The 26,203-nt window shown below is 62.8% G+C and carries 20 protein-coding genes; 9 read left to right on the forward strand and 11 right to left on the reverse strand.

Annotated features, from left to right (window positions below; translation table 11 throughout):
- The first annotated feature begins 9 nt into the window (after positions 1-9).
- Positions 10-1,713 carry an NAD(P)H-dependent oxidoreductase subunit E gene (locus tag FVE66_RS12865; RefSeq protein ID WP_151447857.1) on the forward strand — a complete coding sequence of 568 codons (1,704 nt, stop codon included), beginning with the start codon at positions 10-12 and terminating at the stop codon, positions 1,711-1,713.
- A 30-nt stretch (positions 1,714-1,743) separates the two neighbouring features.
- Positions 1,744-4,575, forward strand: coding sequence for a formate dehydrogenase subunit alpha (gene fdhF / locus FVE66_RS12870; RefSeq protein ID WP_151447858.1), 2,832 nt, complete (start codon positions 1,744-1,746; stop codon positions 4,573-4,575).
- 70 nt (positions 4,576-4,645) lie between these two features.
- Here the strand turns inward: fdhF and FVE66_RS12875 are convergent, their stop codons facing one another.
- The gene (locus FVE66_RS12875) at positions 4,646-5,959 is read right to left on the reverse strand and encodes a hypothetical protein (protein WP_151447859.1); all 1,314 of its coding nucleotides are present in this window, start codon (positions 5,957-5,959) and stop codon (positions 4,646-4,648) included.
- A gap of 174 nt (positions 5,960-6,133) precedes the next feature.
- Here FVE66_RS12875 and FVE66_RS12880 point away from each other — a divergent pair, with 174 nt between their 5' ends.
- The 3 genes from FVE66_RS12880 to FVE66_RS12890 all read left to right on the forward strand — a co-directional run bounded on the left by FVE66_RS12880 (position 6,134) and on the right by FVE66_RS12890 (position 9,728).
- On the forward strand, positions 6,134-6,334 hold the full coding sequence (locus FVE66_RS12880) for a hypothetical protein (protein WP_151447860.1): 201 nt from the start codon (positions 6,134-6,136) through the stop codon (positions 6,332-6,334).
- Between the two features lie 86 nt (positions 6,335-6,420).
- Positions 6,421-7,293 carry an alpha/beta hydrolase gene (locus FVE66_RS12885; RefSeq protein WP_151447861.1) on the forward strand — a complete coding sequence of 291 codons (873 nt, stop codon included), beginning with the start codon at positions 6,421-6,423 and terminating at the stop codon, positions 7,291-7,293.
- A 65-nt stretch (positions 7,294-7,358) separates the two neighbouring features.
- On the forward strand, positions 7,359-9,728 hold the full coding sequence (locus FVE66_RS12890) for an AsmA family protein (RefSeq protein WP_151447862.1): 2,370 nt from the start codon (positions 7,359-7,361) through the stop codon (positions 9,726-9,728).
- 837 nt (positions 9,729-10,565) lie between these two features.
- Here FVE66_RS12890 and FVE66_RS12895 read toward each other — a convergent pair.
- The 6 genes from FVE66_RS12895 to FVE66_RS12920 form a co-directional block, all read right to left on the reverse strand.
- Positions 10,566-11,402: an alpha/beta fold hydrolase gene (locus FVE66_RS12895; RefSeq protein ID WP_161993280.1), complete on the reverse strand. Its 837-nt coding sequence runs from the start codon at positions 11,400-11,402 to the stop codon at positions 10,566-10,568.
- Positions 11,402-12,472 (reverse strand): branched-chain amino acid ABC transporter permease, encoded by a 1,071-nt coding sequence (locus FVE66_RS12900; RefSeq protein WP_151447864.1) that lies wholly within the window; start codon positions 12,470-12,472, stop codon positions 11,402-11,404. Before FVE66_RS12900 ends, FVE66_RS12895 begins: the two co-directional genes overlap by 1 nt.
- Positions 12,473-12,490: 18 nt before the next feature.
- Entirely contained in the window at positions 12,491-13,525 is a 1,035-nt protein-coding gene (locus FVE66_RS12905; RefSeq protein WP_151447865.1) for a branched-chain amino acid ABC transporter permease, read from the reverse strand.
- Positions 13,526-13,532: 7 nt separating this feature from the next.
- On the reverse strand, positions 13,533-14,270 hold the full coding sequence (locus FVE66_RS12910) for an ABC transporter ATP-binding protein (RefSeq protein ID WP_151447866.1): 738 nt from the start codon (positions 14,268-14,270) through the stop codon (positions 13,533-13,535).
- A complete protein-coding gene (locus FVE66_RS12915) occupies positions 14,267-15,037 on the reverse strand; it encodes an ABC transporter ATP-binding protein (protein ID WP_151447867.1) in 771 nt (256 codons plus the stop codon). Before FVE66_RS12915 ends, FVE66_RS12910 begins: the two co-directional genes overlap by 4 nt.
- A 108-nt stretch (positions 15,038-15,145) precedes the next feature.
- Entirely contained in the window at positions 15,146-16,315 is a 1,170-nt protein-coding gene (locus FVE66_RS12920) for a substrate-binding domain-containing protein (RefSeq protein ID WP_151447868.1), read from the reverse strand.
- 175 nt (positions 16,316-16,490) lie between these two features.
- Here FVE66_RS12920 and FVE66_RS12925 point away from each other — a divergent pair, with 175 nt between their 5' ends.
- Positions 16,491-18,017 carry an AlkA N-terminal domain-containing protein gene (locus FVE66_RS12925; RefSeq protein ID WP_206668763.1) on the forward strand — a complete coding sequence of 509 codons (1,527 nt, stop codon included), beginning with the start codon at positions 16,491-16,493 and terminating at the stop codon, positions 18,015-18,017.
- Positions 18,014-18,487, forward strand: a complete 474-nt coding sequence (locus FVE66_RS12930) for a methylated-DNA--[protein]-cysteine S-methyltransferase (RefSeq protein ID WP_151447869.1) — start codon at positions 18,014-18,016, stop codon at positions 18,485-18,487. Before FVE66_RS12925 ends, FVE66_RS12930 begins: the two co-directional genes overlap by 4 nt.
- A gap of 13 nt (positions 18,488-18,500) precedes the next feature.
- Here the strand turns inward: FVE66_RS12930 and FVE66_RS12935 are convergent, their stop codons facing one another.
- From FVE66_RS12935 to FVE66_RS12950, 4 genes are all read right to left on the reverse strand, one after another.
- Entirely contained in the window at positions 18,501-21,176 is a 2,676-nt protein-coding gene (locus tag FVE66_RS12935; protein WP_151447870.1) for a DNA topoisomerase III, read from the reverse strand.
- Positions 21,177-21,448: 272 nt separating this feature from the next.
- Positions 21,449-21,919, reverse strand: coding sequence for a Smg family protein (locus FVE66_RS12940; protein WP_151447871.1), 471 nt, complete (start codon positions 21,917-21,919; stop codon positions 21,449-21,451).
- Positions 21,920-22,109: 190 nt separating this feature from the next.
- Positions 22,110-23,249 carry a DNA-processing protein DprA gene (gene dprA, locus FVE66_RS12945; RefSeq protein WP_151447872.1) on the reverse strand — a complete coding sequence of 380 codons (1,140 nt, stop codon included), beginning with the start codon at positions 23,247-23,249 and terminating at the stop codon, positions 22,110-22,112.
- A gap of 12 nt (positions 23,250-23,261) precedes the next feature.
- On the reverse strand, positions 23,262-24,371 hold the full coding sequence (locus tag FVE66_RS12950; protein ID WP_151447873.1) for a LysM peptidoglycan-binding domain-containing protein: 1,110 nt from the start codon (positions 24,369-24,371) through the stop codon (positions 23,262-23,264).
- A gap of 123 nt (positions 24,372-24,494) precedes the next feature.
- Between FVE66_RS12950 and def the strand changes: the two genes are divergently transcribed.
- Entirely contained in the window at positions 24,495-25,031 is a 537-nt protein-coding gene (def, locus tag FVE66_RS12955) for a peptide deformylase (protein ID WP_151447874.1), read from the forward strand.
- A 105-nt stretch (positions 25,032-25,136) separates the two neighbouring features.
- Positions 25,137-26,102 (forward strand): methionyl-tRNA formyltransferase, encoded by a 966-nt coding sequence (gene fmt, locus FVE66_RS12960; protein WP_151447875.1) that lies wholly within the window; start codon positions 25,137-25,139, stop codon positions 26,100-26,102.
- Positions 26,103-26,203: the final 101 nt, after the last annotated feature.

Genomic DNA, 26,203 nt, shown 5'->3' on the forward strand with positions numbered 1-26,203 from the left:
CAAATTTCCATGAATCACATGATCATTCCGATCGCGGTGCAGGGTTCGACCAAGCAGCGCAAGCGCGAAGCGCCAAAGGGCCGCCGCGTCGCCCCTGAAGCACTGGCTGAAGTTCAGGCATTGCTGGGTGATGCCTCGCGCAGCGCCGACATGCTGATCGAGCATCTTCACAAGATACAGGATCGCTACAACTGCCTGTCGTCGGCCCATCTGGCGGCGCTGGCGCAGGAAATGCGCCTGTCGCAGACCGCGGTGTACGAGGTCGCGACTTTCTATCACCACTTCGACGTGGTGAAGGAAGGCGACAACCAGCCGGAAGCGCTGACCGTGCGGGTGTGCGACGGATTGTCGTGCGAGATGAATGGCGCGAAGGACTTGCTGGCCAGGTTGCCGGCGATCCTTGGCAAGGAAGTGCGTGTCATCCCCGCCCCCTGCGTCGGCCGTTGCGAGCAGGCGCCGGTGGCGGTGGTGCACCAGAATCCAGTGCCCAACGCGACTGTTGAGCAAGTTGCGGCCAAGGTGGCGGCCAAGGAAGTGAAGCACGTGCCGCAGCCGTACCGTGACTATGACGCCTATGTGGCCGAAGGCGGCTACCAGCTGGCCGACGACTGCATCAACGGTCGCCGCGACGTCGAGGCCGTGATCAAGGTGATGGAAGATTCCGGCCTGCGCGGCCTGGGCGGCGCGGGCTTCCCGGCCGGCCGCAAGTGGCGCATCGTGCGTGCCGAAAAAGGACCGCGCCTGATGGCGGTGAATATCGACGAAGGCGAGCCGGGCACATTCAAGGACCGCTACTACCTCGAACGAGATCCGCACCGCTTCCTGGAAGGCATGCTGATCGCTGCATGGGCAGTCGGCATCGAAGCGATCTACATCTATTTGCGTGACGAGTACCACGGTTGCCGTGCGGTGCTGGAAACCGAACTGGCCCGGCTGGCGCAACATCCGCTGCTGGCGCGCGCAGATGCGCCGAAGATCCAGTTGCGCCGCGGCGCCGGTGCCTACATCTGCGGTGAAGAATCGGCCATGATCGAGTCGATCGAAGGCAAACGTGGCATGCCGCGCCTGCGCCCGCCCTATGTGGCGCAGGTCGGGCTGTTCGGCCGGCCGACGCTGGAACACAACTTCGAAACCCTGTACTGGGTGCGCGAACTCCTGGAAAAAGGCGGCGAGTGGTTCAGCTCGCACGGACGCAATGGCCGCAAGGGTTTGCGCTCGTTCTCGGTATCCGGACGGGTCAAGAACCCGGGCGTGAAACTGGCACCGGCCGGTATCACGATCCAGGAACTGATCGATGAATACTGCGGCGGCATGCTCGATGGCCAGACCTTCTATGGCTACCTGCCTGGCGGCGCATCGGGCGGAATCCTGCCGGCCAGCATGAACGACATACCGCTCGACTTCGACACGCTGCAGCCCTACGGATGCTTCATCGGATCGGCGGCCGTGATGGTGCTGTCGGACCAGGATACTGCGGTCGATGCGGCACGCAACATGATGAACTTTTTCGAGCATGAATCCTGCGGCCAATGCACGCCGTGCCGGGTCGGCACCGCCAAGGCATCGGCCCTGATCAACCAGCCGAAATGGGACCTGGAGTTGCTGGCGGACCTGTCGTTCGTGATGCGCGATGCTTCGATCTGCGGCCTGGGCCAGGCTGCACCGAATCCGGTCGACTGCGTCGTCAAATACTTCCCGCAGGAACTTGCCTGAGCTTTGCCTTTCACGGGCAGTGAGACAAACATGAACGCGATTACCCGAAATGAGATGGCCCAGATCGACGTCCCGTCCGTCAGCTTCGAGCTGAACGGCCGCGAAGTCACGGGCCGCGCCAACGAGACCATCATCGAGGTCGCCCGGCGCGAAGGCGTGGAGATTCCGCACCTTTGCTACAAGGAAGGACTGGAAGCGGTCGGCAACTGCCGCGCCTGCATGGTCGAGATCAATGGCGAACGCGTGCTGGCGCCGTCCTGCTGCCGCCACCCCAGCCAGGGCATGAAGGTCACGACCGACAGCGAGCGCGCGGTGAGGGCCCAGAAACTGGTGCTGGAACTCCTGCAGTCCGACATGCCGGAGACTGCCTATACCCGCGAAAACGAAGTCGACCAGTGGTCGCAGAAGCTGGCGGTCGGCAAGCCGCGTTTCGAAGCGCGCCAACGCGTGCAACAGGACTTGTCGCATCCGGCCATCGCGGTCAACCTCGACGCTTGCATCCAGTGCACCCGCTGCCTGCGCGCCTGCCGCGACGAGCAGATGAACGATGTGATCGGCCTCGCCTTCCGTGGTGCTGGCGAGAAGATCGTGTTCGACATGGACGACCCGATGGGCGCCTCCACCTGCGTCGCCTGCGGCGAATGCGTGCAGGCTTGCCCGACCGGTGCCCTGATGCCGGCGCGCGATGTCGCGCTGCAGGTGCCGGACAAGAAAGTGGAATCGGTCTGCCCGTTCTGCGGCGTCGGCTGCCAGATGACTTACAACGTCAAGGACAACAAGATTCTTTACGTTGAAGGACGCGATGGTCCGGCCAACCGCGGCCGCCTGTGCGTCAAGGGCCGCTACGGCTTTGACTACGCGCACCATCCGCACCGCCTGACCAAGCCGCTGATTCGCCGCAAGGACGCGCCCAAGTCCGGCGACTTCGAGATGACCCCTGAAAACGTGTTCGACGTGTTCCGCGAAGCGAGCTGGGAAGAGGCGCTGGAATTCGCCGGCGGCAAGCTGCGCGACATCCGCGACACCGCAGGCCCCCAGGCGCTGGCCGGCTTCGGCTCGGCCAAGGGCAGCAATGAAGAAGCCTATCTGTTCCAGAAGCTGGTGCGGACTGGTTTCCGCAGCAACAACGTCGACCACTGCACCCGCTTGTGCCATGCGTCGTCCGTGGTCGCCCTGCTGGAAGGCATAGGCTCGGGCGCGGTCTCGAACCCGGTGATGGACGTGATGAAGGCCGATGTGGTCGTCATCATCGGCGCCAACCCGACCGTGAACCATCCGGTTGCTGCCACCTGGATCAAGAACGCGGTTGCCAACGGCACCAAGCTGATCGTGATGGATCCACGCCGGTCCGAGTTGGCCCGCCAGGCGCATCGCTTCCTGCAATTCAAGCCCGACACCGACGTCGCGCTGCTGAACGCGATGATGCACGTGATCGTCAACGAAGGCCTGGTCAACGAAGAGTTCATCGCCGCGCGCACCATCGGCTATGACGACCTGAAGGCAAATGTCGCCGATTACTCGCCCGAGAAGATGGCGCCCATCTGCGGCATCGACGCCGACACCATCCGTTACGTTGCGCGCTTGTATGCGACGTCCAAAGGTTCGATGATCCTGTGGGGCATGGGTGTGTCGCAGCACGTGCACGGCACCGACAATGCCCGCTGCCTGATCGCGTTGTCGCTGATGACCGGCCAGATCGGTCGTCCCGGCACCGGCTTGCATCCGTTGCGCGGCCAGAACAACGTCCAGGGCGCGTCCGATGCCGGCCTGATCCCGATGAGCTTCCCGGATTACCAGCGCGTCGACAATGTCGAAGTGCGCGCCTTCTTCGAGAAATTCTGGAACACCAAGCTGGACGACAAGGTCGGCCTGACGGTGGTGGAAGTGATGAAGGCGATCGATGCCGGCACGGTCAAGGGCATGTACATCATGGGCGAGAACCCGGCCATGTCCGACCCCGACGCCAACCATGCTCGCCATGCGCTGGCATCGCTCGATCACCTGGTCGTGCAGGACATCTTCCTGACCGAAACCGCGTACCTGGCCGACGTCGTGCTGCCGGCCTCCGCATTCGCCGAGAAGGATGGCACTTTCACCAATACCGACCGCCTGGTCCAGATGGGCCGCAAGGCCATCGATCCGCCGGGCGATGCCCGTCAGGATTTGTGGATTCTGCAGGAAATCGGCAAGAAGCTCGGCTTGCCGTGGGACTACAAGCATGTGTCGGAAGTGTTCGACGAAATGCGGCGCGCCATGCCAAGCATAGGCGGCATCACCTGGGAGCGCATGGAGCAGGATGGCGCCGTTACCTATCCCTGCATGAAGGAAGGCGATCCGGGCGAACCAGTGGTCTTCGTGGAGAGTTTCCCGCGTCCGGATGGCCGCGCGAAGTTCGTGCCGGCCGACGTGATCCCTGCAGCCGAGCGTCCCGATACTGAGTTCCCATGGGTGCTGATTACCGGCCGCCAGCTGGAACACTGGCACACCGGCAGCATGACCCGCCGGGCGCTGGTGCTCGACGCGCTGGAGCCTGATCCGACTGCGCTGATCAATCCGCTGGACATGGACGGAATGGGCATCAAGCCGGGTGATGTGGTAACGCTTGAATCGCGCCGCGGCAAGGTCACGCTGTATGCACGGGCCGAGGAAGGCACGCCGCGCGGCGCGGTCTTTGTCCCGTTTGCCTACTACGAGGCAGCGATCAACCGGCTGACCAACGATGCGCTGGATCCGTTCGCGAAAATACCGGAGTTCAAGTATTGCGCGGTCAAGGTGGTGGCAGGTGGAGAGCCGCCGGTGCAGACCACCTACGGCGGTGGACAGATACTGGAACGCACGATCAAGAGGGAACTGGCGTCGTAAGAACGCCAGGGGATGGAGACAGGAAAGGCCGCCTTCGGGCGGCCTTTTCACATTCCGGAGCGCCGTGGCTTCACATCAGCGCGCACTTGTCCTGGTCTTTCTTGCCAGCCGGGTCGGGCACTTCAGGAAATGCTGCCATCCCGGGCGCGCCTCGCTTGATCTTCCTTCCAGCCAGCCAGCACACCAGGCGCTCAACCGGATCGATGTCCGGGTGCTTGGTCAAGCGCCTGAATTCCTCGGAATAGAGGAATCGGTATTCCTTCGACGCGATCCGCTCGCCGATTTTTTTCATCAGTGCGTCGCCTCCCGCACTTGTCATGAGCCGCAACTGGCACAGCCATGCCACCAGGATCAGTGGCCATGGCGCATCTTGCGCTTGTGGATTCGCTTCTCCGTCCAGCCGACCCGGCGGCGCGACATGCGGGTGCTGCTGCAATTGTTCGTGCAGTCCATTGTCCAGCACGTCTTGCAGCCAGTCGGTGGCATCTTTGCCGAATACCATCACGCTGGTGCGGAAAGTCGACCACAGTATATGTGCCGGCTGCGGGTGCTCAGCCCGGTCGAACAGGCTCTTGTCGGCGATCGCCTGCTTCACCGGTTCCAGAACATTGATCCAGTGGGTACTTGCCCGTCCGACTCGCAGACCCATCATGCGGTGCGCCAGCCTGACCTGGTCGTTCAGCGACAATCCTGGCAACTGCTGGACCAGCACGTCACGCATGTCATAGGAATGCAGGCACTGACGGAACAATTCCAGGGTAGCCATCATCAGCGCCAGCCGCTCGGCGTACGGTTGCCCGGTGGACTTGCGCAGGGCTGACCAGACCCGGTGGTCAAGCTGGCAATCCAGGTTGGCCAGGCCTCCAGGCGCGCCGGGTGCCAGGCGCGCAGCCTCGCAGAGTCGGTCGGCGAGCCATTTTTCGCCCAGGCCATCCAGGACTGCCGCCGGCGCATCCTCGCGATCAGTTCGCCATGGCGCATTCCGTGGCGGCGCCAGGAAATGCAGCGTGGCCACCAGCATGCTGCTCTTGCCGGGATCGACACTGGACAATAGCCGCAATGTATCGCGCGCAGCGGCGCGCAGCATGAAGGAGCGGTGCGCAGGATCGTCGGCATTGCGGAATGCGGCCCGCCAGGCCTTGCGCCCCTCGCGCATCCTGAGTTGGTGAGGGCTGAGGGCGAGCAAGACTGGTTGGGAACAGCGACGAAACTGCTTGCTGGCGCAGGAGAGCGCCAGCACATCGACCAGGTTGCGCGAGCGGCTCACCACTCGGACCAGTTTGCTGGCGATATCGTCCGGTATCTCCGGTGCCGGTAACGGCTTGGCGGCAAGACCGGCATGCGGGGTGGAAGAATTGGTGTGCGACGCTGGATGGGGATTCATGATCTGAGGCAAGATTGTGAGGCCGGCTCTGTACCCCAGCCCGGATCATGGTTCCCGCTGGCGCAGGATGGAACCGGGATTGTGTTCGCGGATTGTTGATGAAATCGATTTCCCGCAATCGAACTATCGCCGGCGAAATTTCTCCAAGTTCATATTTGCCAACAGGAGTACGCTATGCCAGAACAGCAATCGCCGAAGAATGATCAGCCGATCAAGGAAGAGTCTGCAGTCACGCACACCAAGCCCGGCGACGGGATCCCGCACGTCGGCCGGATACTCGATGGCAGTGAATACCTGGACGTGGTCGAGGAACAGAAATATGCGGACAGTCCGCCCTCGCCTGAAGAGCGTGCCAGACAGCACGAGAAAATATGATGTGGACCTGGAAGCTTGGCGATAAGAATTCGCCGTCGTCGGCCGTCCGCTTGGCCCTTGAGCGCAAATGAAACCATCGGCGACGCATGAAACTGCCTGATCGAAAAGCCATCGCTGGCGCCGCCGGCCTCGCCAGCTTGCTGTGGGTAGGCGTGACGGCTACCGTCGCAGCGCGGCAGACCAGCCTGATCTTCAATCCGGTGCGGGACCGTGAAGTCGATCATCCGCAAAGCGATGGCCACCGCACCCGCCATCTGGTGCTGCGCACCAGCGATGGCGAACGTCTTTGCGGCTGGCTGATGACGCCGCATGCGCCTGGCCCGCATCCGGGCGTGCTGTATTTCGGTGGCCGTTCGGAAGAAGTCAGCTGGGTCGCGCGCGATGCCGGGCGCATGTTCCCCGGCATGACCGTGCTGGCCATGAACTACCGGGGTTATGGACGCTCCAGCGGCGTGCCCGGCGAGCGCCCGATCATGGAGGACGCCGCCATGCTGTGCGAATGGCTGGCCGCGCATCACAGGGTGGACCCGCAACAACTGGCCGTGGTGGGACGCAGTCTTGGCTCAGGGGTGGCGGTGCAGGTCGCTGCACAGCGCCCGCTGTCGTCGCTGGTACTGATCACCCCTTATGACTCGGTGGTATCGTTGGCGCGGCGGCGCTTCCGAACCCTGCCGGTGCACTGGCTGTTGCGACACCGCTTCGAGTCGGTCAAGTTTGCCGCAGGTCTGCAGACTCGCACGCTGGTGTTACGGGCGCAGGAGGACAATGTCGTGCCGGCCGCGCACACCGATGCCTTCGTCGCCAGCCTGCCATCCCCGCCGCACGAAGCGATGATCGCCGGCTCGGACCACAGCAGCATTCCCTACCTTGAAGCAACCCAGCATGCGGTTGCCGGCTTTCTGCATGCCGGCTTCCGGAATGCCACAGTCCCGAATCCTGCAGCGCCGACGCGCTGCTGATCCTGTCGATATTTTCGGGACCGGTGGTAAATTGATGCGCTGGATCCACTTCGCCTTGCGTCCCCATGCCCAAAGCAGCCAAATACCTCGTCATCGGCCTCTCGGCCCTGCTGGTAATCGTCGCCGGTGGCGCCGCCTTCATCGCTGCTACCTTCAACCCGAACGACTACAAACCGCAAATCATCGCGCTGGTGAAGGAAAAGAAGCAGCGCACGCTCAGCATTCCGGGCGAGATCAAGCTGAGCTTCTTCCCGAAAATTGGCGCCGACCTTGGCCGGGTCAGCATTTCCGAACACAAGGGTAGCGCTGAATTCGCCAGCGTCGAAAAGGCGAAGGTGTCGCTGGCGCTGCTGCCGCTGCTGTCGAAGCAGCTGATTGTCGACCGTATCGAGATCCAGGGGCTGAATGCGAACATCCGTCGGGACAAGACCGGCGCGACCAATTTTGACGACCTGCTGTCAAAGGAAGAAACCAGCAATCAGCAGCTTCGCTTCGACATCGACAGCATCGATATCGGAAACGCCCGCATTGCGCTGGATGACCAGATGGCCGGGCGCAAGCTCGCGCTTACGGGGCTCCAATTGCAGACCGGGCGCATAGCCAATGCGGTGCCAGGCAAGGCCAGCGTCGCAGCGCGCATCAAGAGCAGCGATCCGGCGCTGGATGCGGCCGTGAGCCTCAAGACCAACTTCACCTTCGACCTCGACCGCAAGCGCTATGCAGTGAACAAGCTCGATGGCGAGCTGAAGGGATCGGCGCTTGGGGTGTCCGAGCTGCTACTGAAGATCGCTGGCGATGCCGACCTGCGCCCGGATGACAAGCGTTTCGACATCAGCGGACTGAAGCTGTCGGCGAGCGGCAAGCAAGCCGGCCAGCCGGTCGAAGTGACGCTGGATGCACCCAGGCTTTTGATCGGCGATAACAAGGTCAGCGGCGGCAAGGTCTCTGGTGAAGCGAAAATGTCGCCGGGCGGGCGCAACATCAGCGTCAGTTTCTCGCTGCCCACTTTCGAAGGCACGCCGCAAGCCTTCCGGCTCCCGAGCGTAACGCTTCAGGCCACCGTCAAGGACGCCATCACCGACGCCAAAGCCAGCATGGAAGGCAGCTTGGCCGGCGATCTGGACCAGTTGCAGTTCTCGTCACCGAAAATGAATGTCACGCTGTCCGGCAAGCAGGGAACGACGATCATGGGCGGGACGGTGTCGAGCGCGCTCAAGGCCAACCTGAAAACCGGCCTGATCGACCTGTCCGGCATTGCCGCCAGCATGACACTCCCCAACCCCGGCGGCGGAAGCATGACGCTGGCTGCCAGTGGCCGTGCGGGTGCCGACCTCAACAAGCAGAGCGCCAACGCCAGCCTGCAAGGCAAGCTGGATGAAAGCAGCTTTGATGCGAAGATCGGCCTGGCGAAATTTTCGCCGGCGACCTGGGCCTTCGACATCGACATCGACAAGCTGGATGCGGACCGCTATAGCACCAAGTCGCCCGAGGGCAGTGCCGCACCGGCAGGCACGCCGGCTGCATCTCAGCCATCGCAGCCATCTCAGCCCGCGCAGCCGATCGACCTTTCCGCACTGCGCGAGCTGCAGGCAAGCGGCAGCCTGCGGGTCGGTAGCCTGAAGGTCCGGAACCTGCGGCTGGCCAAGCTCAGGCTCGACCTGCGCGCCGCCGGCGGCAAGCTGGATGTCAATCCGATCAATGCCAGCCTGTATGGCGGCACGATGGCCGGCTCAGCCTCCGCTGTGGCCGCTGCGACACCGAAATTCTCAGTGCGCCAGACCCTGTCCGGTATCAATCTCGGCCCCTTGCTGAAGGACGCGATCGGCAAGGATCCAATCGAGGGGCGCGGCAACGTCATGCTGGATGTGAGCACGGAAGGCGGACTGGCGGCCCAGTTGAAGAAGAACCTGAACGGCACGGCCCGGCTTGAGCTTCGCGACGGCTCGGTCAAAGGCTTCAATATCGCGCAGGCGATCCGCACCGCCAAGAGCGGGATTGGGGTCCTGAGCGGGAATGCCCCGACGCAGGCCGGCACCGGTTCCGCTTCCGGGCAGACGGATTTCAGCGAACTGTCGGGCAGTTTCCGCATTGCCCGCGGCGTTGCCCATAACGACGACCTGCGGGCGAAGTCACCGCTGTTGCGGGCGGATGGATCGGGCGACATCGATATAGGCGAAGACCGCCTCGACTACCTGGTCAAGGCTACCGTCGTGTCCACCTTGCAGGGCCAGGCTGGTCCGGAGTTGCAGGCGTTGAAAGGCTTGACGGTGCCGGTACGGCTGTCGGGGCCGTTCACCGCGATCGGCTACAGGGTCGACTTCAGCGGCCTTGCGACCGAGCTGGTGAAAAAGCAGCTGGACAGCCGCAAGGACGACATCAGGGGCAAGGTCGAGGAGCAGCTGAAGGGGCAGTTGAAGGGACTGTTCGGGCGGTGAGTGGTTGGGACGTTTTGTGGTTTTTAGCTCTTTGGCTTGCAGTTCGTGCGGCTGGGTTTGATGGTTGTCGGTGTGAAGCCGGGAGACACCCCGGCAGGTGTGTAACTTTCTTTTGGAAAAGAAAGTCACCAAAGAAACCAAAGTCAAAACCCACTTGGCCAACGCCCGCTTCGATCGCCAACCAGACTCGGATGTCTGGGCTAATCCAGTGCGGCGTTCGCGAGCGATGATCCCTCGGCTGTGTGCCGCTTACCTAATCAGCCAACCCCATGAAGTGTCTTATACCGATGCCCAGCGCACCGTTGACTCTTTATGGTTTTCGAAGCTTCAAACAAGCGACGGAGGGGATCTGTTCACGAAAGGCAGAGAGCGGCAAAAAATCGCTTGCGACATCCGCGCCCCCTGACAACCCGCCCTCAAGAGCCAATTAGCGGCTTCGAAAACCATTAAGAGTCAACGAGCGGTGGTGTGCGGTCGGCGGCATTGAAGTGGGTTGGCTGATCCCGGTCAGAGGCGAACGTGTGGCAGTACCTTCCTCGCGAACGCCGCACTGGATTAGCCCAGACATCCGAGTCTGGTTGGCGATCGAAGCGGGCGTTGGCCAAGTGGGTTTTGACGTTTTTTCTTTGGTTCCTTTCTTTTTCAAAAAGAAAGGAACACACCCGCCGGGGTGTCTCCCGGCTTCACAACCACAACCATCAAACCCAGCCAAACGAACCGCAAGCCAAATAGAGGCAAAACAACTAAACCACCCACCGATATAACTAATGACCAGCCTTTCAGGGAAGGGAGCGTTCGTGGCGTTCGCCCGGCTACGCTAGTTGAACCAGAGCCGAACTATCCCTGCAGAAATCGGGCAATCGGCTCGATCTGCCCCGGCACATTCAGGCATGGCGCATGGCCGCAGCCCGGTACCGTCAGCAGCGTCGCCTTCGGCCCGCGCTGCGTCATCTCCTGTGCTGTTTCCGGCGCCAGCAAATCCGAATTTTCCCCGCGCAGCAGCAGCACCGGCATGTCGAGACTGTCGAACTCCGCCTCAAGCACGTAGTCATCCGGATAGTTGAAGAACTGCTTCACCATGTTCGGGTCGTAATGCGTGGTGATCTTGCCGTCCGGCAGCCGCCGCACCGATGTCTCGGCCATCCGCCGCCACTGCGCATCGCTTTGCCATCCGTAGGGCGTGTAGACAGTGCGCAGGTACTGCTCCAGCTCGGTCACCGTGTCGAACTGCGGCGGGCTGCCGGCGTAGGATTTGATGCGGTCCACGGCGCTTTGCGCGATCCGGCTGCCGATGTCATTGAGCACCAGATGCGAGATGCGCCCACGCAGCGTCGTCGCCGCCGCCTTGATGCCGATGGCGCCGCCCATCGACGTGCCGATCCAGCGCACTTGCTGCAGCCCGAGCTGGTCCAGCAGCGAGCGCGCCAGCCCTGCATAGAAGTCCAGGCAGTATTCCGCGTCCGGGCGCGCACTCCATTGCGAAAATCCGCGGCCGATGGTGTCGGGGCAGATGATGCGGTAACGGTCGGCAAGAGTGGCGGCAATGTCGTCAAAGTCACGCCCGGTTCGCGCCAGGCCGTGCCACATGACCAGCGGCGGCGCATCGGCCGCGCCCCATTGGACGAAATGGATTTCGCGATCGAGACAACGGAGGTAGTGCGAGCTTGGCTGCATCATTTCGCTCCTTGCGTACGTCCGCGCAGCTTGCCTACCATGCCGGTCGGGAAGAAATACACCGACAGCACGAACAGCACGCCCAGCCACAGCAGCCAGCGGTCCGGCGACAGCAGCGCCGACAGCCACGCAATGCCTTGGGTGGCGCTGGCGCCGATCGCCATCAGGTCCTGCAGGTAACTCTGCGCAAGGGTAAAGATGGTGGTGCCGATCACCGCGCCGTACATCGTACCCATGCCGCCGATCACGACGATCAGCAGGATGTCGATCATGATCTCGAAAGACAACGAGGCGTCCGGCCCGTTGTACCGCAACCAGATGGCGAGCAGTGCGCCGGCCAGCGTGGCAAACAGTGCTGCCAGTACATTCGACAAGGTGCGGAAGACCACGGTCCGGTAGCCGATCGCCTCGGCGCGGAAGTCATTCTCGCGAATCGCCTGCAGTACCCGGCCGAACGGCGAGTTGACGATGCGCAGCATGGCCAGGAACAGCACGACCGCCGCGAAAAAGACGATGTAATAGGTGATGAACCGGCCGTCCAGCGATGCGTTCAGGATTGGTTCCTCGGCCAGCTGGAATGCGGGCGACAACACTTCCGGCAGCTTGAAATTCAGGCCGTCTTCGCCGCCGGTAAAGTCCGACAGCTGCGAAGCGAGTGTCTGGAATGCAGACGCGACCGCCAGCGTGATCATGGCGTAAAAGATCGCCCTCACCCGCAGCGAGAACAGCCCGATCACCAGCGACAGCAGCATCGATACCAGCAGCGCGCAGACGATGCCGATTCCCAGCGCTGACCAGCTTGCCCCCAGCCTGGTGCTGGCAATCGCCACGCCGTAAGCGCCGATGCCGAAGAACATCGTGTGCGCGAACGAGACGATGCCCGTATAGCCGAGCAACAGGTCGTAACTGGCCACCAGCACAATGAATATCAGGATCTTGGCCGCTACGTTGAGCGCCTTGGAACCGGGGAAAATGAAGGGCGCGAAAGCCAGGCAGAAGACGATGACGATCAGCATCGCCGACAGCCAGCGATTTCGTGGCAGGTCGTGGGAGAGCAGGCGGGCAATCATGGCTTGGTCATCGCTTCATCACCGGTTCGCTACCGGATAAAGACCTTGCGGGCGCCACAGCAGGATGGCAGCCATCAGCAGGATGTTGGAAAACAGCGCCACCTTCGGCGCCAGAAAGCCGGTGTAATTTGCCAGCAGCCCGACCAGCATTGCGCCGAGGAAGCAGCCGCCGGTCGAGCCCAGCCCGCCGATGATGATGACGATGAAGATCAGCACGTTCACGCGCGCACCCATCTGCGGCACCACGCCCTGCTGGTACAGGCCCCACATCACGCCGCCCAGCCCGGCCAGCGCCGAGCCGGCGACGAATACGCCGACGAACAGCCGGCGGATCCGATAGCCGAGGCTCTCGACCATTTCGCGGTCCTGCACGCCGGCGCGGATCAGCAGGCCCAGCTTGGTCCGGTTCAGCACCAGCAGCATGGCCACGAAAACCACCAGCCCGACCAGCACCGCAAGCAGGCGGAATTTTTCGATGGCTGCGTCGCCGAGCAGGATGGCGCCGCGCAGGGTGGTGGGCAATTCGAGCGCGATCAACTGCGGTCCCCAGATCATCTTGATCAGCTCCTCGCCGACCACCATGCCGCCCATCGTGATCAGGATCTGCATCAGGTGCTGGCCATACACGCGCCGCACCAGCACCCGCTCGAAAACATATCCGAGCAGGCCGGCGCCGGCCATGGCGACCACCGCGGCGATCGCTATCGCGGCGAGGTTCAGGCCGAGATGGTCTGCGGTGGTCCAGCCGCTCATCAGGCCGAGCACCGACACCGCGATGAAGGCGCCCAGCGCGATGAACACGCCATGGCCGAAATTGAGCACGTCCATCAGGCCGAAGATCAGCGTCAGGCCGGAGGCGATGATGAAGATGATCATGCCCATCGCCAGTCCGGCCGCGGTCAGCGTGATCCAGGTCGGCAGCGAGCCGACGAAAGGCAACGCCAGCAAGCCCAGTGCCGGCACCAGCAGCAGCGGCAGCCAGTCGATGGCAATGGCCGGGCCGGCTGCGGAAGCGGCCGGGGTGGTGGAATCTGTTGCGGGAAGCGCGCTCATATGGTCCTCACTGGTGGGCGCCAAGCGACAGCCCTAGCAGCCGGCCTTGCAGCGCCTGGTCTTCAGCCAGCTCCGCCATCGGGCCGGCATGCACGATCTTGCCGTCATCCATCACCGCTACCCGGTCGCCGAGCTGGCGCGCGAAGTTGAAGTTCTGTTCCACCAGCAGGATGGTGGTCTCGGTCTGCTTCAGCTCGCGGAATGCGGAAATCATGTTGGCGATGATGGCGGGAGCCAGTCCCTTGCTGGGTTCGTCGATCAGGATCAGCTTGCGCGGTTCGACGATGGCGCGCGATACCGCCAGCATCTGCTTCTGCCCGCCGGACAGCTTGCCGGCCGGATACGCCCAGAATTTTTTCATTGCCGGGAATAACTTGAAGATCCAATCGAGCCGGGCGGCATCGATGTCTTCCGCACGGCGCGCGCCGCGTGCGGCCAGCAGCATGTTTTCGCGTACCGTCAGGTCGGCGAAGATGCCCATGTTTTCCGGCACGTAGGCGATGTCACGCTGCGCGATCTCCGGTGTCGGCTTGCCGCGCAACTCCTCGCCGTCGAAGCGGATGCTGCCCTGCGACGCCTGCCACAAGCCCATGATGGTGCGCAGCGTGGTGGTCTTGCCGGCGCCATTGCGGCCCAGCAGCATGGTCAGCTGGCCGCGCGGCACCTCGAGTTCGACCCCGTGCAGGATATGGTAGGCGCCGATGTGGGTGTGCACGCCGGCCAGTTTCAGCAATGGCTCGCTCATGCCGCCTCCTCCACCGGCGCCAGTCCGAGATAGGCCTGTTGCACCAGCGGCGAGGCGATCACCGCTTCCGGCTCGCCATCGGCCATCAGCGCGCCGTTGTGCAGCACGATGATGCGGTCGGCCAGTTCCCGTACCACGTCCATCTTGTGCTCCACCAGCAGTATGGTCTTGTCGCGCTGCTGCTTGAGCATGCGGATCAGGTCGAGGATCACCGGCACTTCATCCACGCTCATGCCGGCGGTCGGCTCGTCGAACATGTAGACCGCGGGTTCGAGCGCCATCAGCATGCCGACTTCCAGCTTGCGCTGGTCGCCGTGCGGCAGGGATGCAGCGGTCGCATCGCGGCGGGCTTCCAGGGCCACCGCTTCCAGTACCTGGTCGGCGCGCGACACCAGGTCCTTGTGGTGGCTCCACACATGCAGCAGGTCGAGTCCGAGCCGCTGCCGCGATTGCAGGGCCAGGCGTATGTTCTCCATCACGCTCAGGTGCGGGAACAGGCTGGTGAGCTGGAATGCCCGTCCGATCCCGGCGTGGGTGCGGGCCGACGGGGACAGGCCGGATATGTCTCGGCCATCCAGCAACACCTGCCCGGCGCTGGCTTTGAGCTGGCCGGAAATCAGGTTGAAGTAGGTGGTCTTGCCGGCGCCGTTGGGGCCGACAATCGCGGTCAGCGTCCCCGGCTGGAACGCGCAGGACACCGCGTTGACCGCAACGTGGCCGCCGAAGCGTATCGTCAGGTCGCGGGTTTCGAGTGAGGGTGTGGACATCTGTGGCGTCCTTGCTGGCGGGCAGCGATTCGGGTGCAAAGGGCGGCCACCGGGCTCACCCTTTGCATCCCACGGCATTGACGCCGCGCTGCCTGGTCTTGATGTCGATCAGCGCTTGTTGCGGATCGGGATGGTCATCTCTTCCGGCTTGATCTCGCGCACCAGTTCAGGCACGCCCCACGGGAAAGCAGGATCGACCTTGATCTTGAAGTGATACATCGACTGCATGGCCTGGTGGTCTTCCTTGCGGAAGGTCATCTTGCCTTTTGGCGTGTCGAAGCTCATGCCTTCCATCGCCGCGATCAGCTTCTCGGTATTGGTGTTGCCAGCAGTCTTCTTGAGTGCTTCGACCAGCGCCATGCCTGCTGCCATGCCGCCCGCGGTAAAGAAGTCAGGCGGATTCTTGAAGCGCTTGTAGTGCTCGGTCACCAGCCAGTTGTTGGCGGGATTCTTCGGAATGGCGAAGTAGTAGTAGGCCGCGCCTTCCATGCCCGGGAAATTCTTGTATGCAGTCATGGCCGGCAAGATGTTGCCGCCGGTGGCGATCTCGATGCCGTAACGCTTCGGATCGAGGTCGGCGATCTTGAACGGATTGCCGCCGGCCCAGATGATGAAAATGATCTTGCGGCCCGGCTTGCCTTTCAGCGAGTCGAACAGGCGTTGCGCGCCGGCGGTGAAGTCAGTGGTGTTGCCGGGCAGGTATTCTTCATGCACCAGCTTTGCCTTCTTCAGCGCTTCCTTGAAGGCTTTCACGCCGTCGCGGCCGAAGGCGGTGTCCTGCGCCATGGTGGCAATCGTCACGCCGGCCTTGTCGAGCGCCACCGCATTGGCGATCGCGTCCTGGGAAGAGTTGCGGCCGGTGCGGAAGATGTAGCGGTTCCATTTGTCGCCGGTGATTGCGTCTGCAACTGCGGGTTCGACCAGCAGGATCTTCTTGTATTCCTCCGCCACCGGCAGCATTGCCAGCGCCGCGCCGGAACTGGTCGGTCCTACCGCGATGTCCGCCTTGTCATCCGCGAAGGCTGCAGCCAGCTGTGCCTTGGCCACGTCCGGCTTGCCTTGGTTGTCCTTCTCGATCACCACCAGCTTGTTGCCGTTGACCTGCATGGTGCCGCCGGTCGCGTACTCGAGTCCCAGCATCAGGCCGGTCTGGGTTTGCTTGGCATACGCTTCCAGCGCACCAGTCTTGTCGTAGACGTGGGCGATCTTGATGTCCTTGGCTTGGAGAGAGGCGGCGCAGCACAGCAAGGCGGCCGCGGCAAACAGGCGGTTTTTCATTGGTCTCTTCCTTTTTATTGGGATGGCGTCGGGATTTCCCCTTGGCGAGATTACTCCAAAGCCTTGCACTTTGGTATGTAGTAGAAATACCAATTCGCGGGAGCCTTCGAGGCTCGGGCAACGATGTCCGAAAACGGCTAGACGGTGCCCGGGGGCGCAGCGTATAACAAGCGGCATGGACGACCACCCGCAGATGCCAGGCCGCGACAGTTGTTACCGCGCATTGTCGGCGCGCGATGCCCGTTTCGACGGTGTGTTCTTCACCGGCGTGAAATCGACGGGCATCTACTGCCGGCCGGTTTGCGCAGCCCGCACACCTCGCCTGCCGGGCTGCGAGTTTTTCAGTACCGCCGCAGCGGCGGAAAAGTCCGGGTTCCGTCCCTGTTTGCGCTGCCGGCCTGAGCTGGCGCCGTATCCGCTTGCGCAGAACCTCGCGCTGGCGGTGTGGCAGCGCATCGCCGGGGGCGCGTTGAATGAAGGCAGCCTGGAGCAATTGGCCGGGCAGGTCGGGCTGTCGTCACGCCAGCTGCGTCGGGTGGTGCTGCAGCACTTTGGCGTGACGCCGGTCGAACTGGCGCAGACCCAGAGGCTGCTGTTCGCCAAGAAGCTGCTGCAGGAAACGCAGCTGCCGATGGCTGACATCGCCTATGCCGCAGGATTTGGCAGCGTGCGCCGCTTCAATGCCCTGTTCTCCCAGCGCTACCGGGTGGCACCGGGCGCCTTGCGGCGCCACGCAGGCCGGGATGATGCGGACGATGACACCATCACGCTCCGGCTGGCATACCGGCCACCATTGCCCTGGACCCGATTGCTGGCCTATCTGGCGCCACGGGCACTGCCGGGTGTGGAGTCGATCGAGTCCGGCGCTGGCGGCCCAGCCTGGTTGCGCTCGGTGCGCATCGGCGACGCCTGCGGCTGGATACGGGCGAGCCATGACGATGCCCGCTCGCAGCTGCGGCTGCAGCTATCGCCCTCGCTGCTGCCGGTGATGCAATCGCTGATCAACCGGGTGCGGGAGTTGTTCGACCTGGATGCGAATCCCGCTCGCGTGGCGTCTCATCTGGTGCTGGATCCCTTGCTCGCGCCTATCGTGCAGGCGGCACCCGGCTTGCGTGTGCCGGGTGCGTTCGATTGTTTCGAGCTGGCGGTGCGAGCGGTGCTGGGCCAGCAGGTAAGCGTGCCGGGTGCGACCACGCTTGCCGGTCGCCTGGTCCAGCGTTTCGGCGATCCTGCTGCGACGCCTTGCCCAGGCATTTCCCATCACTTTCCTCGCCCGCAAGTGCTGGCCGCGCTGCCGGCCGACGCGATCGCTGCGATCGGATTGCCCGGACAGCGCGCCGCCACCCTGGTCGAACTGGCGCGCTTCAGTCTCGAGGGCGGACTCGAACCGAGGCCTGGAACCGCCCTGCCGGAGCTGGTCCGCAGCCTGAGGACCGTGGCCGGCATTGGAGAATGGACAGCGCAGTACATTGCGCTACGCGGGCTGCGCCAGCCCGATGCGTTTCCGGCCGGCGATCTCGGCTTGCAGAAGGCGCTGGCCAGGCGCATCAGTGAAGTCCAGGGAACTACCGGGCCGGCACGGCTGGACGAGAGGGCGCTGCTGCAATGTGCGGCCGGGTGGTCGCCGTGGCGCGGCTATGCGGCGATCGCGCTCTGGCAGTGGAAATCGGAGACGGAGATGGAAAAGGAGAAGTCCACATGAACGCATGGATGAGGCATGACAGCCCCTTGGGCGACTTGCTGGTGGTAGCGAGCGAACGGGGAATCTGTGGCCTGTATTTCGAGCAGCATAAATATTTCACGGGCGTGCAGGGCAAGGAAAATCCGGAATATCCGCTACTGAGATCCGCAGCAGTGCAACTGGACGAGTATTTCGGACGTGCGCGTACACGGTTCGAGCTGCCGCTGGATCTTCGTGGAACGCCGTTCCAGTTGCAGGTGTGGGAGGGTTTGCAGCAGATTCCCTTCGGTGCCGTCAGCACCTATGGGGAGCAGGCGCGGCAGGCGGGACGAAGCCGCGCGGTGCGGGCGGTCGGGGCGGCCATCGGACGCAACCCGGTCTGCATCATCGTGCCCTGTCACCGGGTGCTGAGCGCTACCGGTGCATTGGCCGGTTATGCCGGCGGCCTCGAGCGCAAGCGTTATCTGCTTGCGCTCGAGCAGCGGGCGTAGGTCGGATCCAGCGTCAGGCGGCTTTTTTCGCGACGGCCTTGCGTGGGGCCGCGGTCTTCTTGGCTGCGGCTTTCTTTGCCGGCGCTTTCTTCGCTACGGTTTTCTTCGCCGCTGCCTTGCGTGCCGGTGCTGTGACGCTTGACGCATCCCCGGTCTCCGCTTCTTCCGTCGCCGCTGCTTTTGCCTTCTTCGCGGCAGCGCCCGGCTTGGCCTTGCGTTCTTCGAATTCGAAGCTCACCTTGCCATCCGTGCCGCGTACCAGGAAGGCCTTGAACGGCCGGCGCGTGCGCTGCGAGACGAAGCCCGGCAGCAGGTCGGTCTTGCCGTCGTTGAGCAGCTTGACCATTTGCTCCGGCAGGATTTCCTGCTGCAGGATGATACGGCCGCTGCGGAAGTCGCAGCCTTTCGGCCTCAGCACCGAGCGTTCGCAGACATAGGACAGGCCCATCTCGTAGACGCCGCTGCCGCATTTCGGGCAGGGGCCGAGCACGGTCTGGCCGGTGAAGTCGACTGGCTCGCCGCCCTCGCCTTCGGCGTCGTTCTGGCCAAAGTCGAATTCCAGCTTGAAGTTGTTCAGGTCTTCGTCACGCACGATGCGCAGTATCGCGGCGAACGGCCGGCCCATCTTCGAACGGAAACCCTGCAGCGGGCCGATGGTGCGGTTCTTCAGCAGTTCTTCCACTTCCGCCACTTCAAACTGACGGCTGCCTGGAGTCTTGCTCATCGAGAAAGTGCAGTTGGTGCAGGCGAAGCGGCGGTAATTCTCTTTCACCACGCCGCTGCAGTTCGGGCACGGCGTCTGCAAGGTCGCGTAGTCGCCAGGTATGGTGTCGTTGTCGTATTCCTTGGCACGCTTGACGATCACCTGCGTCATCTGCGCGATCTCGCGCATGAATTCGTCGCGGCTGATCTGGCCACGCTCCATCTGCGACAGCTTGTATTCCCACTCGCCGGTCAGTTCCGGCGCGGTCAGTTCGGACACGCCGAGTCCGCGCAGCAAGGTCATCAGCTGGAATGCCTTGGCGGTCGGCATCAGCTCGCGGCCTTCGCGCAGCAGATATTTCTCGGACAGCAGTCCTTCAATGATGGCGGCGCGGGTGGCAGGCGTGCCCAGCCCCTTGCCCGCCATTGCATCGCGCAGGTCTTCGTCCTCGAACAGCTTGCCGGCGCCTTCCATGGCGGACAGCAGCGTCGCTTCCGTATAGCGTGCCGGCGGCTTGGTGACCAGGCCGTTCGCGTTCACGCTTTCGGTTCGCACCTTCTCTGCAGGGGCGACCGGCACCAGCATGCCGCTGGTTTCGCCGTCTTCGTTCGAGGCCATGGCCTCGCGGCCGTACACTGCCATCCAGCCGGCATTGGTCATGACCTTGCCTTCGGTCTTGAAGCGATGCCCTGAAACCTCGGTGTAGCGGGTGGTGACCTGGAACTCGGCGGAGGGGAAGAAGATCGCCATGAATCGGCGCACCACCAGGTCGTACAACTTCTGCTCCGGCTCGGACAGGTTCTTCGGGGCCTGCGTGGTCGGAATGATGGCGAAGTGATCGCTGATCTTGCTGTTGTCGAAGATGCGCTTGTTCGGCTTGACCCAGTTCTTGTTGAGGATCTGCGAAGCGAAGGGCTGGTAGTTATTGCTTTCCGACAGCACGCTGAGAGTCTCTTTCACCGAACCGAGATAGTCTTCCGGCAAGTGCCGCGAATCGGTACGTGGATAGGTCAGCACCTTGTGCCTCTCATACAGCGACTGTGCCAGCCCCAGCGTGTTCTTGGCCGAGAAGCCGAAGCGGGCATTTGCCTCGCGCTGCAGGCTGGTCAGGTCGAACAGCGGCGGCGCCGCGGACGTGGTTGGCTTTGATTCCTCGGTGACGGCTCCCGTCTTGCCGCGGCAGGCGGCAACGATGGACTCGGCGGCAGCCTTGCTCCACAGGCGCTCGGCGCGCTTCTCCGGATCGGTCTCGTCTTTCTTGTATTGGGGGTCGAGCCAGCGCCCTTCGTAAATGCCGGCTGCGCAGATGAATTCGGCACGCACTTCCCAATAGTCGCGCGAGACGAACTGCTTGATCTTTTCTTCGCGCTCGACAACGATCGACAGCGTCGGCGTCTGCACCCGGCCGACCGTGGTCAGGTAGAAGCCGCCTTCCTTCGAGTTGAAGGCGGTCATTGCACGGGTGCCATTGATGCCGATCAGCCAGTCTGCTTCGCTGCGGCAACGCGCCGCGTCCGCCAGGGGCATCATCTCTTCGTCGGCGCGCAAATGCTTGAACGCTTCGCGGATCGAGCCCTGTGTCATGGACTGAAGCCACAGTCGCTTGATCGGCTGCTTTGCCTTGGCGTATTGCGCGATCAGGCGGAAGATCAGTTCGCCTTCGCGCCCGGCGTCGCAGGCATTGATCAGCATGCTCACGTCCTTGCGCTTGATCAGCCGGTTCAGCACCTTCAGGCGCGATTCGGTCTTGGCGATCGGATTCAGGTCGAAATGCGGCGGAATCACCGGCAAATGGGCGAACGACCATTTGCCGCGTTTCACATCGTATTCTTCGGGGACGGCGATCTCGACCAGATGGCCGACGGCCGACGACAGCACATATTCGTCGGATTCGAAGTACTCATCATGCTTGGTGAAGCCGCCAATAGCCTTCGCGATATCGTTCGCGACCGAAGGCTTCTCGGCGATGATGAGGGTTTTGGTCATGTTCAGGTCTCGGTTGCCGCGGGACGCGGCGGGAGTGTGTGAGTGTATATGCCGCAGCGAAATGCCGCGGTTTATCAGGGGAAACGTCAAGAACCTGCGCGGGCAGATCGCCGTCGGGCGACGGAATTGCGGCCAATGATAAGCGCGATATCGCGCCGGCTGCAAGTTTGCTTATATTGGTTGCCTGCAGAAATTCCCGGCACGACAGGATTTTTCCGGGCTGCGGTCGCAGCCGGATGGCGGAATTTTTCAGTGTGCAGGGACGGGCGCGGTCAGTGCAGTTGGCGGGGGCTGCTGTCGTCGTCGTCGGCAAACAGTTCGTCGAAAATCAGGCCGTCGGGCTCCTTGCCCTGGCTCCATAGAACCATCAGCACGATCACTTTCAGCTTGTCCAGCGAGATCTGGGCTTCGCTCGCGGCCAGCGCGCGCTCGACCACGATTTCACGCTGCACGGAATTGATCAGCTTGGCCGACTCAAGGAACTGGATGAACCCGATGGCGGCCGAGCCGAGCGCATCGACTTCACGGTCAACGTAAATGCGGAAGCCGAACGACTCGTGTTCGCTGGGGCGTCCCGACAGCGCGTTGGTCGTTTCGGTAAGATCGGTCAGCCAGCCCAGAGCCCTGGAGATCTCGTCCTGCTCGAAACCGACGGCCGACAATTTCTTGATCAGCGCATCGGCCTCGGGACAGGCATCCGGCCGGTAGTACGTTTCGTAGAGGTAGACGAGGACATCAAACATGGAGCCTACTGTAACGGTTCGTCGATGTCGGCACAAGCGAAGAAAAGGCAAAACCAGCGAGAAAAGTGACGAAATCAGGACTATTTCGGGCGATTATGGTCAATCCGTTCTCGTTTTCGTGTACGGCTGATCAATCCTGCGGCGCGCTTGCTTCGCTTTCGTCAACTCTGCTGCCTGATCGGATTTTCGGCTACCCGAGGCGCTGGTAGCGAGCTCCCGGCAGTGCCTCGACCGCACCCTGCATTTCCAGCGCGAGCAGATGCGCGGCCACGGTGGCGGCGTCGAGACTGGCCCGTTCTGCCAGTGTGTTGATTTCCACCGGGTCGTGGCCCATGACATCGAGCAGCTGTTGCAGGTCCGGCGCAAGCGGCACCGATCGGGTGGCATTCCGCGCAACTGGCGTAGCCGGTTTGCGCGCTGCCGGCCATCCCAGCGAGGGGCCCAGTTCTTCCAGAAGATCCTCGGCCGATTCGACCAGCTTGGCACCTTGCTTGATCAGCTGGTGGCAGCCTTTCGCCAGCGGTGAATGGATGGAGCCGGGAACGGCAAACACGTCGCGACCCTGGTCGGCCGCCAGCTTTGCCGTGATCAGCGATCCTGAGTGTGCTGCCGCTTCCACCACCAGCACCGCACGGGAAAGCCCGCTGATGATGCGGTTGCGGCGCGGGAAGTTGGCTGGTATCGCCGGCGTCGCCAGCGGGTACTCGGACAGGATCAGTCCTTTTGCTGCAATCCGGTGGGCAAGCGCCCGGTTGCGGGCGGGATAGACGATATCGGCGCCAGTCCCGATCACGGCGATGGTCGAGCCGGCACCGTCCCCCGTGGCAGCGAGTGCGCCCAGGTGTGCTGCGGTATCGATGCCGTGCGCCAGTCCCGACACGACGGTCACGCCGGATTCGCTCAGCACCTGGGCGAAATTCAATGCGTCTTCGGTACCTTGCACTGTTGCGTTGCGGCTGCCGACTACCGCCACGGCGGTCCGGGCGAGCAGGGAGAGGTCGCCTTTTGCATACAGCAGCACGGGCGGGTCGGCGGTGTCGAGCAGGGCACTGGGGTAAGCCGGGTCGGCCAGCGTGAGGATGTGGTTTCCGGCTTGCCCGGCCCACTCGACGGCAAGTTCGATCGCGGCCTTGAGTTCGTCAGTGATCGGCGCCAGCAGCGAACGGGCGGACCGTTCCGGCACTACCCGGGACAGGGATGAATAGCTGGACGAAAGTATATTTTCCGGCAGCCCGAAATGCGCAAGGAGCTGGCGCGCGGTGATCGCGCCTATCCCCTCGGCATGCAGCAGCCGCAACCAGTGTGAGAGTTCTTCTGCGCCCGGCGACAATGCTGGCTCGGCTTATTCTGGCGAACGGACCAGGTCGTTGATGCGCACGGCATCGGTCACCTGCATCACCAGGCCATAAGACAGCTTTTCAAAGACGCGGAACACGAACAGCGTGCCGTAGTTGGAATCAGGCAGCTTGACCGGCAACTGCTCTGCTCCCGCCTGCGGATCCTTGATCATGCGGCCCAACCGGTACAGGTGCAGGACCGTGCCCGGATCGATCCCGTCCTGCTTGCCGCGGTTGATCACCACCACGTTATTGCGTCCTGCCTGGGTGAGTCCGCCGTACACGGATACGATGCGGGCGTCGACCGCGGCGGCCGGCGCATGTGGCGCATAGTTCATGGCAATTCGTTGCGGAACCGGTAACAGGCGGGCGCCGGCACTGATTTCCTCGCGCGAGGAGGTGACAACGAAGCGGTGCGCTTCATTTTCGGCGCGGGCCTGGCGATCCAGCTTGACCACGCCGAGATAGGCCGATTCATAGCCGAGTATGGCGTTGGTGACCGGGTCTTTAAGCGGACGCGCAGGACGGAAGGCCTGGAAGTTGTTCTCGCCTTTCAGGTCGCCCCGGACGAATAGTTTGTCGCCAAGTCCTGCATTGATACGCCCTTCCTCGGTCGCCAGCACATGCGGGGCATTATCGAAATCGCCCGGCTCGACGATCAGCGGTTGCGTCAGGAAAGGTTCGATCGCGCCGGAAGGAATGGTGGCGATCGCTTCCCGGCCGAGGGCTTCAATGCGGGTCTGCGGCGACAGTTTGATTTCCGGCAGCGCACCGGCGGCACTGCCGGATTCGCCAATACGCAGGCGTCCGGCAGCACGGTCGAACACCACCACCTGTCCCGGATAGATCCAGTGGGGATCGCGGATCTGTTCACGATTCATGCCCCAGACCTGCGGCCAGCACCACGCATTGGCGAGGAAACGGCTGGATATGTCCCACAGCGTATCGCCCTTCACTACCCGGTGTTGGCTTGGCGCATCTGTGCGAAAAGCGCATTGCGTGGACTGCGTGGAAGACGATGCCGCCCTGTCCGCGGCGCTGGCCGGGATAGCGCAAAGGCCGGCGGCAAGCGTCAGCGCAGGAATGGCACGAAGGGCTGTGCTAAACTTTTTCATTAGTGGTCCGGTGGCTGGCACAGCAAAATTTCTTGCCAAAGTGAATCAAATTCTGCCGATAAACTCTTGAAGTCGCAAGACAAACCACCATTTGAAGCACTATCCCTGTTGCGCAAAAGTCGTATGCCCTTGTTAAATATTCTGCGTTTTCCTGACCCGCGATTGCACAAGATTGCCAAGCCGGTAACTGTGTTCGATCAGCGTTTGAAGACACTTGTCGCCAACATGGCCGAGACCATGTACGAGGCGCCCGGGGTCGGCCTTGCCGCGACCCAGGTCGACGTGCATGAGCGCCTGATCGTCATCGACACGTCGGAGACGCATGATGCGCTGCAGGTTTTCATCAATCCGGAAATAGTCTGGTCCAGTGAAGAACGGCATGTGTATGAAGAAGGCTGCCTTTCGGTGCCTGGCGTGTACGACGGTGTCGAGCGCCCGTCCCGGGTCAAGGTCAGGGCCCTTGACATCGAAGGCCGGCCGTTCGAGGTCGATGCGGAGGGATTGCTTGCCGTGTGCATCCAGCATGAGATGGATCACCTGATGGGCAAGGTGTTCGTTGAGTATTTGTCACCTTTGAAGCGCAACCGGATCAAGCAGAGGATGCTGAAGGAAGAGCGCGAAGAGCGGCGGCACGCACAAAAGACGGCAGCGGCACGCTGAACGGTCAGGCGGCCGTCCCGCAATGGTTTTGCGGGTGTGCGTGAGTGCACGTATTGAGCGCACGTATTGAGCGCACATATCGGGCGCACATATTAAAATCCCGGCATGAAAGTCATCTTCGCTGGTACCCCCGAGTTTGCCGCTGTCGCGCTAAGTGCGTTGCATGACGCCGGCTTTGAAATTCCCCTGGTCCTGACCCAGCCCGACCGCCCCGGAGGTCGCGGCATGCAATTGCAGGCATCTGCCGTCAAGCAATATGCGCTCGCGCACGGCATGCCCGTGGCGCAGCCGGTCTCCCTCAAGCTCGATGGAAAGTATCCGGACATCGCACGCGAGGCCCACGCCCTGCTGCACGCAACCCCGCACGACGTGATGGTGGTCGCCGCCTATGGCCTGATCCTGCCGACTACGGTCCTGTCCATCCCGCCCTTGGGCTGCCTGAACATCCATGCGTCCTTGCTGCCACGCTGGCGCGGGGCCGCGCCCATTCATCGTGCGATCGAGGCCGGCGACGAGCACACGGGCATCACCATCATGCAGATGGAGGAAGGGCTGGATACGGGGCCGATGCTGGCGGTGCGCAGCATGCCGATTGCGGACGACGACACCACCGGCAGCCTGCACGACAAGCTCGCGCAAGTCGGCGGCGAGATGATTGTCTCGGTGCTGCAGCAACTGCAGTCGGGACCGCTGGCGGCAACGCCGCAACCGCAAGAGGGGATGAATTACGCCGCCAAGATCAGCAAGGATGAAGCAGCACTGGATTTTGCGGCCGATGCCGTGGTGTTGTCCCGCAAGATCCGCGCGTTCAACCCTTTCCCTGGCGCGTCGGGCCAAGTCGATGGCGTGACCCTGAAAATCTGGAAGGCGGTTCCCTTGCCCGGTCCGGCGGATGGTGCCAGGGAGCCGGGAATGGTGATTTCAGCCGATGCCGATGGCGTCGTCGTTGCCTGCGGCAGCGGTGCATTGCGCCTGCTTGAATTGCAGAAGCCGGGCGGCAAGCGCTTGCCGGTGCAGGATTTCCTGAAGGGTTTCGCCCTGTCCGGCAAGCGCTTTACCTTGCACCGATAAAGTCCGCGCGCGCGCGGGCGAATTCCGTGAACGTCCGATGGCCCGCGGCATCCTATCGAAGGACGCCCGCAGCAGCGGGCCTCGTTTGCAGCAAAGGACAG

The sequence above is a fragment of the Lacisediminimonas profundi genome (assembly GCF_008831265.1).
In the GTDB taxonomy this organism is placed as follows: domain Bacteria; phylum Pseudomonadota; class Gammaproteobacteria; order Burkholderiales; family Burkholderiaceae_D; genus Lacisediminimonas; species Lacisediminimonas profundi.